Annotated in this window: 13 protein-coding genes; 5 read left to right on the top strand and 8 right to left on the bottom strand. The window is 59.9% G+C overall.

Translation table 11 applies throughout. The annotated features are described in order from the left end of the window. Nucleotides 1–21 precede the first annotated feature (21 nt). Nucleotides 22–897 carry an AraC family transcriptional regulator gene (locus JFT86_RS01550; RefSeq protein WP_201235160.1) on the bottom strand — a complete coding sequence of 292 codons (876 nt, stop codon included), beginning with the start codon at nt 895–897 and terminating at the stop codon, nt 22–24. 251 nt (nt 898–1,148) lie between these two features. Between JFT86_RS01550 and JFT86_RS01545 the strand changes: the two genes are divergently transcribed. Further along, nucleotides 1,149–2,051, top strand: a complete 903-nt coding sequence (locus JFT86_RS01545; protein WP_201235158.1) for a DMT family transporter — start codon at nt 1,149–1,151, stop codon at nt 2,049–2,051. Nucleotides 2,052–2,070: 19 nt separating this feature from the next. Here JFT86_RS01545 and JFT86_RS01540 read toward each other — a convergent pair whose 3' ends face one another. The 4 genes from JFT86_RS01540 to JFT86_RS01525 form a co-directional block, all read right to left on the bottom strand. After that, a complete protein-coding gene (locus JFT86_RS01540; protein WP_201234168.1) occupies nt 2,071–2,580 on the bottom strand; it encodes a DUF2165 domain-containing protein in 510 nt (169 codons plus the stop codon). A gap of 147 nt (nt 2,581–2,727) precedes the next feature. Further along, nucleotides 2,728–3,702, bottom strand: a complete 975-nt coding sequence (locus JFT86_RS01535) for a D-glycerate dehydrogenase (RefSeq protein WP_201235156.1) — start codon at nt 3,700–3,702, stop codon at nt 2,728–2,730. Between the two features lie 665 nt (nt 3,703–4,367). After that, nucleotides 4,368–4,742, bottom strand: coding sequence for a DUF6124 family protein (locus tag JFT86_RS01530; RefSeq protein WP_201235154.1), 375 nt, complete (start codon nt 4,740–4,742; stop codon nt 4,368–4,370). Between the two features lie 483 nt (nt 4,743–5,225). Further along, nucleotides 5,226–6,194 carry a LysR family transcriptional regulator gene (locus tag JFT86_RS01525; protein ID WP_123534232.1) on the bottom strand — a complete coding sequence of 323 codons (969 nt, stop codon included), beginning with the start codon at nt 6,192–6,194 and terminating at the stop codon, nt 5,226–5,228. 276 nt (nt 6,195–6,470) lie between these two features. Between JFT86_RS01525 and JFT86_RS01520 the strand changes: the two genes are divergently transcribed. The 4 genes from JFT86_RS01520 to JFT86_RS01505 all read left to right on the top strand — a co-directional run bounded on the left by JFT86_RS01520 (nt 6,471) and on the right by JFT86_RS01505 (nt 11,441). Beyond that, nucleotides 6,471–7,970 (top strand): efflux transporter outer membrane subunit, encoded by a 1,500-nt coding sequence (locus tag JFT86_RS01520; protein WP_201235152.1) that lies wholly within the window; start codon nt 6,471–6,473, stop codon nt 7,968–7,970. Between the two features lie 214 nt (nt 7,971–8,184). Continuing rightward, entirely contained in the window at nt 8,185–10,377 is a 2,193-nt protein-coding gene (locus JFT86_RS01515; RefSeq protein ID WP_201235151.1) for an FUSC family protein, read from the top strand. Continuing rightward, the gene (locus JFT86_RS01510; protein WP_007914106.1) at nt 10,367–10,567 is read left to right on the top strand and encodes a DUF1656 domain-containing protein; all 201 of its coding nucleotides are present in this window, start codon (nt 10,367–10,369) and stop codon (nt 10,565–10,567) included. The genes JFT86_RS01515 and JFT86_RS01510 overlap by 11 nt, the downstream gene beginning before the upstream one ends. A gap of 10 nt (nt 10,568–10,577) precedes the next feature. Next, nucleotides 10,578–11,441: an HlyD family secretion protein gene (locus tag JFT86_RS01505; RefSeq protein WP_201235148.1), complete on the top strand. Its 864-nt coding sequence runs from the start codon at nt 10,578–10,580 to the stop codon at nt 11,439–11,441. Nucleotides 11,442–11,500: 59 nt separating this feature from the next. Here the strand turns inward: JFT86_RS01505 and JFT86_RS01500 are convergent, their stop codons facing one another. The 3 genes from JFT86_RS01500 to JFT86_RS01490 form a co-directional block, all read right to left on the bottom strand. Further along, entirely contained in the window at nt 11,501–12,502 is a 1,002-nt protein-coding gene (locus JFT86_RS01500; RefSeq protein WP_201234174.1) for a sel1 repeat family protein, read from the bottom strand. Nucleotides 12,503–12,746: 244 nt separating this feature from the next. Next, nucleotides 12,747–13,571, bottom strand: coding sequence for an SDR family oxidoreductase (locus JFT86_RS01495; protein ID WP_201235141.1), 825 nt, complete (start codon nt 13,569–13,571; stop codon nt 12,747–12,749). A gap of 37 nt (nt 13,572–13,608) precedes the next feature. Then, nucleotides 13,609–14,073, bottom strand: coding sequence for a multidrug transporter (locus JFT86_RS01490; protein ID WP_201235139.1), 465 nt, complete (start codon nt 14,071–14,073; stop codon nt 13,609–13,611). Nucleotides 14,074–14,254: the final 181 nt, after the last annotated feature.

The raw sequence follows: 14,254 nt of genomic DNA, 5'->3' as shown, positions 1-14,254 counted from the left end.
CAGACAGCAAGGATTTCGGTTCTAACGCAAAAACGCCTGCCGATACTCGCCGGGCGTTCCGCCCAACACCTGTCGGAACCGATTGGTGAAATGGCTCGCGCTGGCAAACCCGCATGCCAGCGCAATTTCCCCCAGTGGCAACGCCGTCCCGCGCAACAATTCCCGCGCCCGGCTCAAGCGTCGCGCCAGCACATACTGATGCGGCGGCAAGCCGAAACTCACGCGAAACATCCGCGCAAAGTGGTACTCCGACAACGCACACAATCCAGCCAATTGCCCAAGGCTGATCGGCTCGGCCAACTGGCTGTCGATGAACTCCACCAACTGCCGACGCTGGTGCGGCGCCAGTCCACCCTTCAGGCGCAAACCCTGACGGGCGCCGACCTGACTGAGCAAGGTATGGCTGATCAATTCATGCGCAAGACTACTGGTGAGCAAGCGTTCGGCGGGCTCGTCCCAGTTCAGCGTCAGTAATTGGCGAAAGCGCTGTGCTTGCTGCGGGTCTTCGAGAAAAGTCTGCTCGCGCAGCTGCATTTCCCGTGGCTCGCGATCGAGCAACGTCACGCAACCGATGGCGAATTGTTCAGCGCTGAAATACAGGTGGGCCAGGCGGATATCGCCGTTGATCACCCAACCCGACTCATGATCCGCCGGCAGGATGCACAGCTTGTCCGGTCCACCCTTCTGGCCCGGCTGACCGCGACGAAACGTGCCGGTGCCGCCGGCGATATAGCAAGAGAGGGTGTGATGGCTGGGAGCTTCGTACTCCTGAGCATCGTGGTGGTTGGTCCACAAAGCCGCAGCCAAGCCGTCACCGAGCTCGGCGCTGTGCACAAGGCGAGCGTTCGGCGAGCGGTTAAGCGCCTGGAAGACTTGCAGGTTATCGATTGCGGCCATGTTCGGTTCTCTCCAACGCCTTGCATCCTACTCCGTAGACGTCGCGCTGCCAGCCAGTCGCCGGACAAAAGCGCAAGATTGTGCAAGCGCTGCAACCCTTGGTGCAGCACCCTGATCCTCAATTCAGCGCAAACCCTGTGGCGAGGGAGCTTGAGTGCGCAGCACTTGTAAAACCGGGGCTGCTTCGCAGCCCATCGGGGATGAATCCCCTCGCCACAACAGCGCTTGGCATTGTTTTCGGGAGTTCGCTTATGAATCTGTCGTTGTATCTGTTGACTGTGCTGATCTGGGGCACCACCTGGATTGCCCTGAAATGGCAACTGGGCGTGGTGGCGATTCCGGTGTCGATTGTCTATCGCTTCGGCCTCGCGGCGTTGGTGCTGTTCGTGTTGTTGCTGCTCAGCCGTCGGTTGCAACCGATGAACCGTCGTGGGCACCTGATCTGCGTGGCGCAGGGGCTGTGTCTGTTCTGCGTCAACTTCATGTGCTTTTTGACCGCCAGTCAGTGGATTCCCAGCGGTCTGGTGGCGGTGGTGTTTTCCACGGCAACCCTGTGGAACGCCCTCAATGCGCGAGTGTTCTTCGGCCAACGGATCGCCCGCAACGTGTTGATGGGCGGTGCGCTGGGGTTGTTCGGCCTAGGCCTGTTGTTCTGGCCGGAACTGGCCGGGCATAGCGCCAGTCCGCAGACGCTGCTCGGCCTCGGTCTGGCGCTGTGCGGCACCTTGTGTTTCTCGGCGGGCAACATGCTCTCGAGTCTGCAACAGAAAGCCGGGCTCAAACCACTGACCACCAATGCCTGGGGCATGGCCTACGGTGCGGCGATGCTGTCGGTGTGGTGTCTGATCAAAGGCATTCCGTTCGACATGGACTGGTCGTCGCGTTACGTCGGGGCGCTGCTGTATCTGGTCATTCCCGGTTCGGTGATCGGTTTCACGGCGTACCTGACGCTGGTCGGGCGTATGGGCCCGGAGCGCGCAGCTTATTGCACGGTATTGTTCCCGGTGGTGGCGCTGAATGTCTCGGCGTTTGTCGAAGGTTATCAGTGGACAGCGCCAGCATTGATCGGGCTGGTATTGGTCATGCTGGGTAACGTGCTGGTGTTTCGTAAACCGAAGGCGGTGATATCACCGGTGCAGGGAAAGTTGGCTTGAAATGAATGAGCGCTGAACGTCAGCGCTCGACTTTCAGTGTGATGTAAATCATTACCGGGAAAATGAAATCAACGATATGACGTGCCCAGTCCTTGGCATTCCAGGTTTGCGAAGTGTCCATGTCGAACCATTCGACACCGACAGTTTGCAGACATACGTAATAGATGAATATTGCAACCAGTATGCCCATGATCGAGAACTTCTTGGCCTCATGGAATGCTTCGGCTGATTCGTTGATCTTGCGATACAACTGATAGGTGCCTATCAGGCATAACACGGTGTACGTGACCTCCATCGTGATGATGAACCAATAGATTCGGTGATGAATCATCGGTGATTCGATGGCTCGGTACTTGATGCTCTCACTTGCAGTGGTGGTATCCATGCTCAGGATGTGAGACACGTACGTGTAGTTTGAATTATAGTCGGTGAAGTTGTGAATCATCACCAGCAGGCCAAAGAAGCTGATATAAGCCATCAATATAACCTTGCTGTAGCGGATGATTTTTTCGGTTGTCAGTGTGTTCAAGGTTTTTACTCTCCATAACAGGTTATCGTTTATTTTATAAGTATGGAGAGCTTATAGCGGTAATGTTTGGTCCGGTGTGTTGTTCAATTTCAAGTTGTGTATGCGCGTAACTAACGGGCAAGTGCTGTTTGGCACTTGCCCGTTTTATCAGCCGCGCCAGACTTGCGGATTGACCAGGTCCTGCGGGCGTTCCCCGAGCAAGGCACTGCGCAGGTTGGCAATGGCCCGATTGGCCATGGCTTCGCGGGTTTCATGGGTGGCTGAGCCGATGTGCGGCAAGGTCACGGCGTTTTTCAACTGGAACAGTGGCGACTCGGCCAGCGGTTCCTTTTCGTAGACGTCCAGACCGGCGCCACGGATGCGGTTGTTTTGCAGCGCTTCGATCAGCGCGGGTTCGTCGACGGCCGGGCCGCGAGAGATGTTGACCAGAATCGCGCTCGGTTTCATCAGAGCCAATTCGCGATGGCTGATCAGGTGGCGGGTCTTGTCGCTGAGTGGGACAACCAGGCAGACAAAATCGGCTTCGGTCAGCAGTTGGTCGAGGCTGCGAAATTGCGCGCCGAGTTCTTGTTCCAGTTCGGTCTTGCGGCTGTTGCCGCTGTAGATAATCGACATGTTGAAACCGAACCGGCCGCGGCGGGCGACGGCGGCGCCGATGTTGCCCATGCCGACGATGCCGAGGGTTTTTCCGTGTACGTCACAGCCGAACAGTGAGGCGCCGACGCTGGCTTGCCATTGCCCGGCCTTGGTCCAGGCGTCGAGTTCGGCGACGCGGCGGGCGCTGCTCATGATCAGGGTGAAGGCGAGGTCGGCGGTGCTCTCGGTGAGCACGTCCGGGGTGTTGGTGAGCATGATCCCGCGTTCGTTGAAGTAGTCGAGGTCGTAGTTGTCGTAGCCGACGGAGACGCTGGAGACCACTTCGAGTTTTTCGGCGGTTTCGAGTTGTGCTTTGCCGAGTTTGCGGCCGACGCCGATGAGGCCATGGGCGTGGGGCAGGGCTTCGTTGAATTGGGCGTTGATGTCGCCGTTTTTTGGGTTGGGGACGATGACGTCGAACTCTTGTTTTAGTTGTTCGATCATTGGGGGGGTGATGCGGCTGAAGGCCAGGACTGTTTTTTTCATCGTTTTGGGCTCGGCTTTGGGGCTTTATTGCCTAGCAAGCTAACATTTCTTGGCGGCCTTTGGGCCGACCGTGTTGGTGGTTTTTTGGGTGAATATCCGTTTTTTGGGGGATGGCGGCTTAGGGTTCCGCCCTTACGGCGGGTCACTTTTTCCAGACGCCGAAAAAGTAACCAAAAAGGCTTTACCCTGACGTACGGCCCTCGCTTAGGCTCGGGTTCCTTCGCTGCGGGATCGATCCGGGCGCATCGCCTACGGTTTGCTTCGCTGCACCTCCTCTCGATGCATTTGGCTGCGCCAAACGGTCGCTGCGCTCCCACCCCCGGATCAATCCCTCCACTCAGCCTGCCGACGGGCCTTTCAGATCAAGAGCGGTACTTGAGCTAACGCTCATCGTGTTGAGTGGGGCGGCATGCGCCGCGTTTGGGGTGTACTCGTTTTTTTTGGTAGCGATGGCGGCTTGGCAGCCGACCAGTCTCTAGCAGAATGCATACGATCCAATTGTAGGAGTGAGCATGCTCGCGATGACGGCCTGACAGCCGACCAGTCTCTGGCGGGTGAATCTGGTTCAAACTGTGGGAGCGGGCTTGCCCTCGATGGCGATGTGTCATTTGGCGATGATGTTGGCTGAGACACCGCTTTCGCGAGCAAGCCCGTTCCCACAGGGATCAGCTGCGTGGCGCTGGTGGTGTCACGTCGACGTTATCCAGCACGCGGTTCACTGCCAGTTCGGCGAGCATGATGATTTGCTGGATCGCCAGAATCGTGCGCCGTTGCGGGAGGTCGATGTAGGCGGCGATGTCACTGCTCATGAGGCTGGCTTGTGCCAGTGATTCGCAGGCGTGGACCAGCAGGCTTTCGTTGTCCTGATTCGGGGCGACCAGGAACATGGTGCTGGGTTTGTGTGAGCGCAACGTTAGTGCGTTGGGTTGGAAGTAGTGGTCGAGGGCGCGCTCGGCGGCTTCGTGGAATTTCTTCGAGCCGGGGAATTCGTAGGGTGTGGTGTTTTCCGCTTCAGGCGGATTAGGGGTGTGTTTGATCATGGTGAAACTCCATTCGGGATGTGGAGTTCGCCAGACACTGCGACCAAGCAGAAAGGTGGCGAACTGTACGCGGGTTGGTCGACCAGGGAATGGAAACCCGGCAGGGCCGAAGCCCTCCCACGCACAACTCGCCATTAAGCAAGCTTAAAAAGTGCGCCATTCTAAACCCGGACGACCAAGTCCGGTCGCTGAATCGTCAGCGACATCCAAACCCTACCCACCGCTCTTCCGACGAGCAACCTGCAAAACACGTCGGAAATATCCGCGAAATCATGCTTGTGTAGGAGCTACCGTAGGCTGCGATCTGTTGATTTTTAAACATCAACATCAAAAGATCGCAGCCTGCGGCAGTGCCTACAGGGACGGTAATGTGTTTAAAAAATCATCTGGCCACGCGAACCCTGTGGGAGCTGGCTTGCCAGCGATGGCTGCCGGACAGCTAGCCAATTTCTCGCAGACTGCCCACCCTGCAAATCACCGAAATCAGTTGGCGACGCGAGCCCCGGCGAGGCTGCCGCTGAGCTCGTAAGCGGCCAGTTCCGCCTGATGCGCTGCCAGTATTTCAGGCAGCGAACCGCGCAGGTATTCGACCCAGGTCTTGATCTTCGCATCAAGGTATTGCCGTGATGGGTAGATCGCATACAGGTTGAGTTCCTGCGAGCGATAGTTCGGCATCACCCTTACCAGCGTGCCGTTGCGCAGGCCTTCGATCGCCGCGTACACCGGTAACACGCCAACGCCCATGCCGCTGATGATTGCGGTTTTCATCGCGTCGGCGGAGTTCACCAGAAACGGCGAGCTGTTGATGGTGACCATTTCCTGGCCTTCCGGGCCGTCGAAGGCCCACTTCTCCAGCGGGATCACCGGGCTGACCAGGCGCAGGCAGGCGTGGTTGAGCAGGTCGCTGGGCTTTTGCGCGCAGCCGTTGGCTTTCACGTAGGCCGGCGAGGCGCAGACGATGCTGTAAGTGATGCCCAGGCGTTGCGAGACGAAACCGGAATCCGGCAGTTCGCGGGCCAGCACGATCGACACGTCGTAGCCTTCGTCGAGCAGGTCCGGCACGCGGTTGGCCATGGTCAGGTCGAAGGTCACGTCGGGGTGGGTCTTGCGGTAGCGGGCGATGGCGTCGATCACGAAGTGCTGGCCGATACCGGTCATGGTGTGCACTTTCAACTGCCCGGCCGGGCGGGCGTGGGCCTCGCTGGCTTCGGCTTCGGCTTCTTCGACGTAGGCGAGGATCTGCTCGCAGCGCAGCAGGTAACGTTTGCCGGCCTCGGTCAGGGCGATGCGCCGGGTCGTGCGGTTAAGCAGTCGGGTTTGCAGGTGGGCTTCCAGGTTGGAGACCGCGCGCGAAACGTTGGCGGTGGTGGTGTCGAGTTGCACGGCGGCGGCGGTGAAGCTGCCGGCTTCGGCCACGCAACTGAAGGCGCGCATGTTTTGCAAAGTGTCCATGGGGTGCTCTCAAGGGAGATGGCAAATTGTGACACGAAGTTTCAGGGGCTGAGACCCAGACTTAAGGATTATCTCGTTAACCGTAACAAAGATTCACAGAAATCCCAGCTTATCGCCGCACAGGGCGTTCCATAGAATTGCGCCGATCCCTGTAGGCGCTGCCGCAGGCTGCGATCTTTTGATTTTGTTTTAAGGGAAGCAAGATCAAAAGATCGCAGCCTGCGACAGCACCTACAGCGAGTCCTCGCCTTCTCCTCTTCTCAGGAATTCGCAGCTGTGCCGCGTCGCATCAACAGAGCGCTTTTGCCGCTCAGTGTTCTGGCTTTTACCCTGGGTCTCAGCGGCTGCATCTCAACGCAAGGAATTGCCCCGCATAGTCAGGCATTGGAAGCCGACGCACTGGCCACCGACGACGCCATCGCCCACGCCGCCCGTGACGCAAACTGGCCCACCGCGCAATGGTGGCAAGCCTACGGTGACCCGCAACTGAACCGCTGGATCGAGCTCGCCGTCCAAGACAGCCCGAGCATGGCCATGGCCGCTGCGCGAGTGCGTCAGGCCAAAGCCATGGCCGGCGTCGCCGAAGCGGCCGAGTCGTTGCAGATCAATGGCGAATCGACGCTCAAGCGCCACAACTGGCCGACCGATCAGTTCTACGGCCCGGGCGAGTTGGCCAACACCACCACCTGGGACAACAACGCTGCGCTCGGTTTCAGCTACGCGCTCGACCTCTGGGGCCGTGAAAGCAATACCAGCGAACGCGCGGTGGATCTGGCGCACATGAGCGCCGCCGAAGCGCGACTGGCCCAGCTCGAATTGCAGAACAACATCGTGCGCGCCTACATCGAGTTGTCTTTGCATTACGCCCAGCGCGACATCGTTGCAGCGACGCTTGCGCAGCAGCAGCAGATTCTTGATTTGGCGCAGAAGCGTTTGAACGGCGGGATCGGCACGCATTTCGAAGTCAGCCAGGCGCAAACGCCGTTGCCCGAAACTCATCGGCAACTCGATGCGCTGGATGAGGAAATCGCCCTCAGCCGCAATCAGATCGCCGCGCTTGCCGGCAAGGGACCGGGAGCCGGCGCGCAATTGCAGCGTCCGACGCTGTCCCTTGGTGCGGCGCTGAGGTTGCCGTCAGCGCTACCGGCCGAACTGCTCGGCCAACGCCCGGACGTGGTTGCCAGTCGCTGGCAAGTGGCGGCGCAGGCTCGCGGGATCGATGTGGTGCATGCCGGTTTTTATCCCAACGTCGATCTGGTCGGCAGCCTCGGTTACATGGCGACCGGGGGCGGCGCGCTGGAGTTTCTGACCGGCAAGAAACTCAACTACAACGTCGGGCCGGCGATCTCGTTGCCGATCTTCGACGGTGGCCGACTGCGTGCCGAGTTGGGTGAAGCGTCGGCGGGTTATGACATCGCCGTCGCGCATTACAACCAGACGCTGGTCAACGCGCTGAAGAACATCTCTGACCAGTTGATCCGCCGGGAGTCGATGGACAAGCAGCAAGGCTTTGCCGCCGAGTCCGTGGCCACGGCGCAGAAGACTTACGACATCGCGATGATCGCTTATCAACGCGGCCTCACCGATTACCTCAACGTGCTGAATGCGCAGACGCTGTTGTTCAAGCAGCAGCAAGTGCAGCAGCAGATGCAGGCGGCGCGGTTGACGGCGCATGCGGAGTTGGTGACGGCGCTGGGTGGCGGCCTCGGTGCAGGCAACGATGTGCCGACGGCCGAGAAAACCGCAGCCCCGAAAACCCCGGCCCTTTTGCGGTGAACACACACCTGAGGAGGGTGAGTTCCTGTGGCGAGGGGATTTATCCCCGATGGGCTGCAAAGCAGCCCCAAAACCATCCACCGCATTTTTTCAGGCTCACCGCATTCACTGGTTTCACGACGGCTGCGCCGCCGGTCGGGGATAAATCCCCTCACCACAGGTTTTGCAGTGACCAAAGAAAACTCTTCAGTCCTCAATCATTGAGCAAGACCAAATGACTCCCTTGCCCGCACCTCTGCGCTGGCTCTACTCCCTGGAATGGCGTCGGGGTTTCTTTGACTGGGCGCGCAGCGATGGCGTGACCTGGGTCTATATCTTCAAGGTGTTGATCGCCGCATTCCTCACCCTGTGGCTGGCCATGCGTCTGGAGTTGCCGCAACCGCGCACGGCGATGATCACCGTGTTTATCGTCATGCAACCGCAGAGCGGTCAGGTGTTTGCCAAGAGTTTCTATCGCTTTCTCGGCACGTTGGCCGGGTCGGCGATGATGGTCACGCTGATCGCCCTGTTCGCACAAAACACCGAGCTGTTCCTCGGCTCGCTGGCGATCTGGGTCGGTATCTGCTCGGCCGGTGCCGCGCGTTGCCGTAACTTTCGTGCCTACGGTTTTGTCCTCGCCGGCTACACCGCCGCGATGGTCGGTTTGCCGGCGCTGGCGCATCCGGACGGCGCGTTCATGGCGGCGGTGTGGCGGGTGCTGGAAATCTCCTTGGGGATTCTTTGCGCCACGGTGATCAGCGCGGCGATCCTGCCGCAAACCGCCAGTGCGGCGATGCGCAATGCCTTGTACCAGCGCTTCGGCGTGTTCGCCCTGTTCGTGACCGATGGCTTGCGCGGGCGCAGCAAAACCGAATCCTTCGAAGCCAGCAACGTGCGCTTCATCGCCGAAGCCGTGGGCCTGGAAGGGCTGCGCAGCGTGACGGTGTTCGAAGACCCGCACATGCGTCGGCGCAACGGTCGACTCAGCCGATTGAACAGCGAGTTCATGGGCATCACCACGCGCTTCAACGCGCTGCATCAGTTGCTCGAACGCCTGCGCGGCAATGGCGAGGAGCACGTCGTCGCGGCGATCAGACCGGGCTTGCAGGACCTCGCTGAAGTGCTCGACGGCTTCAGTGGCCGCGCCCTGACCAGCCCCGATGCGGCGCGACTGGCGACAGCGTTGGCCACTTACAAGGAAGGTTTGCCGGCGCGGGTACGCAGCCTGCGCGCAATTTTCCAGGAGAGCGAACCCAGCGACGCCGAGCAGCTGGATTTCCACACCGCGTACGAGTTGCTCTATCGCTTCGTCGATGATCTGCACAGTTATGCACAGACTCACGCCTCACTGGCCGAGCACCGCCACGAACGCGAACGCTGGGACGAGCCGTTTACCCCGCAAACCAACTGGTGGGCCGCCGCGGCCTCGGGGATTCGCGCCTCGTTCATCCTCATCGTGCTGGGCAGTTATTGGGTCGCCACCGCGTGGCCGAGCGGCGCGACGATGACGCTGATTGCTGCTGCGACCGTGGGCCTGTCCGCTGCCACGCCGAACCCGAAACGCATGGCGTTCCAGATGGCTTGCGGCACCTTTCTCGGGGCGCTGATCGGCTTCGTCGAGATGTTTTTCATCTTCCCGTGGATCGACGGTTTTCCCCTGCTGTGCGTGATGCTCGCGCCGGTGATCGTGTTCGGTTCGTTCCTGACTTCGCGGCCGCAGTACGCCGGTGTCGGCCTCGGTTTGCTGATCTTCTTCAGCACCGGTTCGGTGCCGGACAACCTGACCATTTACAACCCGTACACCTTCATCAACGACTACATCGCCATGGTCATGGGCATGCTGGTCTGCGCCGCTGCGGGCGCGATCATTCTGCCGCCGAACAGTCGCTGGTTGTGGCGGCGGCTGGAGCAGGATCTGCGCGGCCAGGTGGTCTATGCGATCAGCGGCAAACTCAAAGGCTTGGCGTCGAGTTTCGAGAGCCGCCCCCGCGACTTGCTGCATCAGGCCTACGGTCTCGCGGCCGGTGAGCCGAAGGTGCAAAAGAACCTGCTGCGCTGGATGTTCGTGGTGCTCGAAGTCGGTCACGCGATCATCGAGTTGCGCAAGGAACAGGCGATTTTGCCGGTGCATCCGGCCTATGCCGAATCGCAGCCGTGGCGTCAGGCGATCCGCGTAATGGGCCGCGCGCTGGTGCGGCTGTTTCTGCAACCGAACACCAGCAATCTGGAACGCGCACTGGTCGCTGTCGATCACGCGATCAGCCGTGTGGCGGCAACCGACGAGCCGTTCGCGCCGCACTTCGATACCTCGGCGTTGCGTCGGGTGAAGAGCTATCTGCACTTCATCCGCACCTCGTTGCTCGACCCGCAATCGCCGCTGGCCGCGCTCGCGCCAGCCAAGCCCGAAGGACTTGCCCATGCCTCGTGAAATCGCCTTCCACGGCGTGTACATGCCGACCATGACCCTGATGTTTTTCATCGCTGCGGCACTGGCCTGGGCGGTGGATCGGTTTCTCTCGGGGTTCGATCTGTACCGCTTTTTCTGGCACCCGGCGCTGCTGCGCCTGAGTCTGTTTACCTGTCTGTTCGGCGCGATGGCGCTGACTGTCTACCGTTGAGAACGATCTGATGAAAAAGTTTTTCAGCCTGCTCGCGACCCTGCTGGTGCTGGCCCTGGCGCTGTGGATCGGCCGGACCTTGTGGGTGCATTACATGAACACGCCGTGGACCCGCGACGGTCGGGTGCGCGCCGACATCATCAACGTCGCTGCCGACGTCACCGGTGAAGTGGTCGATGTGCCGGTGCGTGACAACCAGTTGGTGAAGAAGGGCGATCTGTTGATGCAGATCGACCCGGAGCACTACCGCATCGCGGTGAAACAGGCGCAGTCGCTGGTCGCTTCGCGCAAGTCGACCTGGGAGATGCGCAAGGTCAACGCCCATCGCCGTGCCGATCTGGACAACCTGGTGATCTCCAAGGAAAACCGCGACGACGCCAGCAACATCGCCGACGCCGCGCTGGCCGACTATCAACACGCTCAGGCACAACTGGAAGCAGCCGAGCTCAACCTCAAACGCACCGAAGTGCGCGCGGCGGTTGATGGTTACGTGACCAATCTCAATGTGCATCGTGGCGACTATGCGCGCATCGGTGAGGCGAAAATGGCCGTGGTCGACATGAACTCGTTCTGGGTTTACGGCTTCTTCGAAGAGACCAAACTGCCGCACGTGAAAGTCGGCGACAAGGCCGACATGCAGTTGATGAGCGGTGAAGTGCTCAAGGGCCACGTGGAAAGTATTTCGCGCGGTATCTACGACCGCGACAACCCGGAAAGCCGCGAGTTGATCGCCGACGTGAACCCGACCTTTAACTGGGTGCGGTTGGCCCAGCGCGTGCCGGTGCGCATTCACATTGATGAAGTGCCGGAAGGTGTTTTGCTGGCGGCGGGGATTACGTGCACGGTGGTGGTGAATCAGGGCGCCAGCGAATAACCGGTATCAACGAAGCTGTTTGTGGCGAGGGAGCCAGCTCCCGCGCCACAGGTTTGTATTCAGTTGTAGAACTTTTTGACCACCAACAGACCGGACTCGATGGTTTCACCGACCGACAACTCTGGATCTTCCATGAGGGAGACGATGCGCGGGTCCTGCGAAATATCCGCGTAGGACTTTTTCAGCTTGGCGGCGCGATCGATCACGATATAGCTCAGCACGTGGCCACGGCTCTTGGTGAAGGGCTGCTTGATCGCCGTGTACATGGTCTGCTTCACGTAGTCGTAACGCTCGGTGGACGACATGCCCTTGAAGGTGTCCGGATACTCCTGATAGATCTCGGCGGAGTAACGGCCGACGTCTTCTTCCCGCGCTTCGGCGTACATGGCTTCCTTGCTGGTGACCTGAGTGGTCAGTTCGCTGTAACGCTTGTCGCCTTCGGCGATCTGCGCAGCGGCCATTTTGCTTTTCAGGGCGTCGGCTGCCGTGGTGTCATCGGCTTTGGCCATGATCTTCGTCCAGGCGTAGGCCGCGACCAGATTGCCTTGTTCCTCGTACTGCTCGATCAGGTCCTTCTGCGCCTCGGGATAACCGTGCAACGACGAACGCTCCAGCCAGCGAGTGGCCAGCGCCGCATCTGCCTTGACCCCGGAGTTGCCGTATTTGTAGTCCTGATACAGGCCGTATTCTGCGCACCAGTCGTTTTGCTTCGCCGCGTAAGCCGTGTAGTTGAAGGCTTGGCGGTTGCGCTGCTCGGTGGTCAGTTGTTCATCCTGAGCGGCAATCATCGACAGGTAGCAAAACGCGCGCGGGTGTTTCGGCGCGGCCATGACCATGCAGGTCTTGGCGTTGTCGAACTCTTGGTCCTCGTACATCTGGAAGCCGATGCCGAACAGAATGTCGCTGTCCATTTGCGCATTGCAGTGTTCATTGGCCGTGACCGTCGGCAGTACGTCCTGCAGGGTCAGTAGCGGCAGGGTGTCATTGAGGGACGTTTCTTTGCTTGCACAGCCAGCCAGCACGGTGAGCAGTGCCAGAGGCAATACGTTGAAAACTTTCACAAGATGTTTCCTGATCTGGATTGGAGCGTAAAGCAGGGCTCGCGTCAGGCAGTTCAACAAAGCAGCGGCCGTTTCCGAGAAGGATCGGTCGGGGGGAGGGGGGATATCAGTGTTCAGCAATTCCCTTGCTTCGATGCTTGCGTCAGCGATTCCATGCGCTATCGAGTTCACTTGAAGCGTCGGGCGCTTCAAGTGCGGCGCATTCTACGTGGATCGACTGATTTGGCAATTTCACCGGGGTGAATCAGAGCTGCCCGCGCAAGCCGAAGCGCTTCATCAGCGTCGATTCGAGCAACCCTTTCGGCAACAGCGTCGCCAACAATGGTAACGCCCGGCTGCCATTGCCAATGCGGATCAGCCGTGGCGGTTTGCGCTGTTGCACGGCCTTGAGCAACACCTCGGCAAATTCACGGGCCGGGGTCGGCTTGTCCTGCGAGGCCTTGGCCCGCGCGCGAATGCCTTCACGCAGGGGAAACCACGGCGAGTTTTCGTTGATCAGTTGCTCGGCTTCGTGGCCGGCGTTTTTCGCGAAGCTCGACTGGATGGCGCCGGGCTGGACTTCCATCACACGAATGCCGAAGGGCGCAAGTTCCATGCGCAGCGCATCGCTCAATGCATGCACGGCCGCTTTCGAAGCGCAGTAGGCACCGGCAAACGGGGTGACCAACACGCCCGAAACACTGCCGATATTCACCACCAGCCCCTTGGCTCGGCGCAGTACCGGGAACAGTGCGCGGGTGACGCCGACAATCGAGAACACATTGGTTTCGAACTGGCGTTGCATGGCCGGCACGCCGCCGTCGAGCAACGGGCCCATGGCACCGTAGCCGGCGTTGTTGATCAGCACGTCGAGGCCGCCATGCTGCTGGTTGATGCGTTCGCCCAGTTGTTCCAACGCCACGCCGTCATTGACGTCGAGCTGCACCGCGGTGAACCCCGCCGCACTCAACGTCGCCACGTCTTCAGCCTTGCGCGCCGTGGCCCAGACTTCGAAACCGGCGGTTTTGAATGTATCGGCAAGGGCGCGGCCGATGCCGCTGGAACATCCGGTAATCAACGCAACGGGCATGGCGCATTCCTTGTGCAAACAAAAGTAGGAGGGGGGATCAGTCGGAGAAACTACCCTGCAATCGCTCGGCGCGAAACTCCAGCGTCTGCGGGCGATAACCGGGACGCAGCGGTGGCATCGGCAAGCAGTCTTCCCAATTGCCGCCGGCCTGCAACTCGCCAGGGCCACGATAGCGTGGCGCGGTGTATTGGTTGTCGGCCAGATTGACCGAGTCGCCCGGCGCATAGGCTGCGATGCGCCAGCGCAGTTCGGTCAGCGGCACACTGTTGCCATTGTTCATTTTCAGTTGCAACGGCCGATCGGCCGGGCATTGCTCGGGTGCATAAACAATGCGCATCTCAAGGCGCGCCAGTTGCTTGATCTCGCGGTTGTCCAGCCACACCACCCACATCGCCACGAACCCCAGCCCGACAGCCGCCGCCACCGAAACCGGCAAGGCCTTGGCGGGATAGCGCAGCAACAGAATCAACCAGGTGATGACCAGCAGGACGCCGATGAACATGTTTGTACGCTCCTTGAACACGTGGCCACCATCCTACCGAAGGGCTGCCGGAATGGACATTCGCGTGTCATGCAAATGCACCGCTGGTCGGAACTGTAATTTCTGACAGTTGGCATCCAGGGGTTCGAGCTGTTTGATGTCTTCGCAGGGACCCAATGGGGCTGTCATAGGGAGCGAAACT

This window comes from Pseudomonas sp. TH06 (assembly GCF_016651305.1).
Lineage (GTDB): Bacteria > Pseudomonadota > Gammaproteobacteria > Pseudomonadales > Pseudomonadaceae > Aquipseudomonas.
This window is presented reverse-complemented; position numbering and strand designations above follow the sequence as displayed.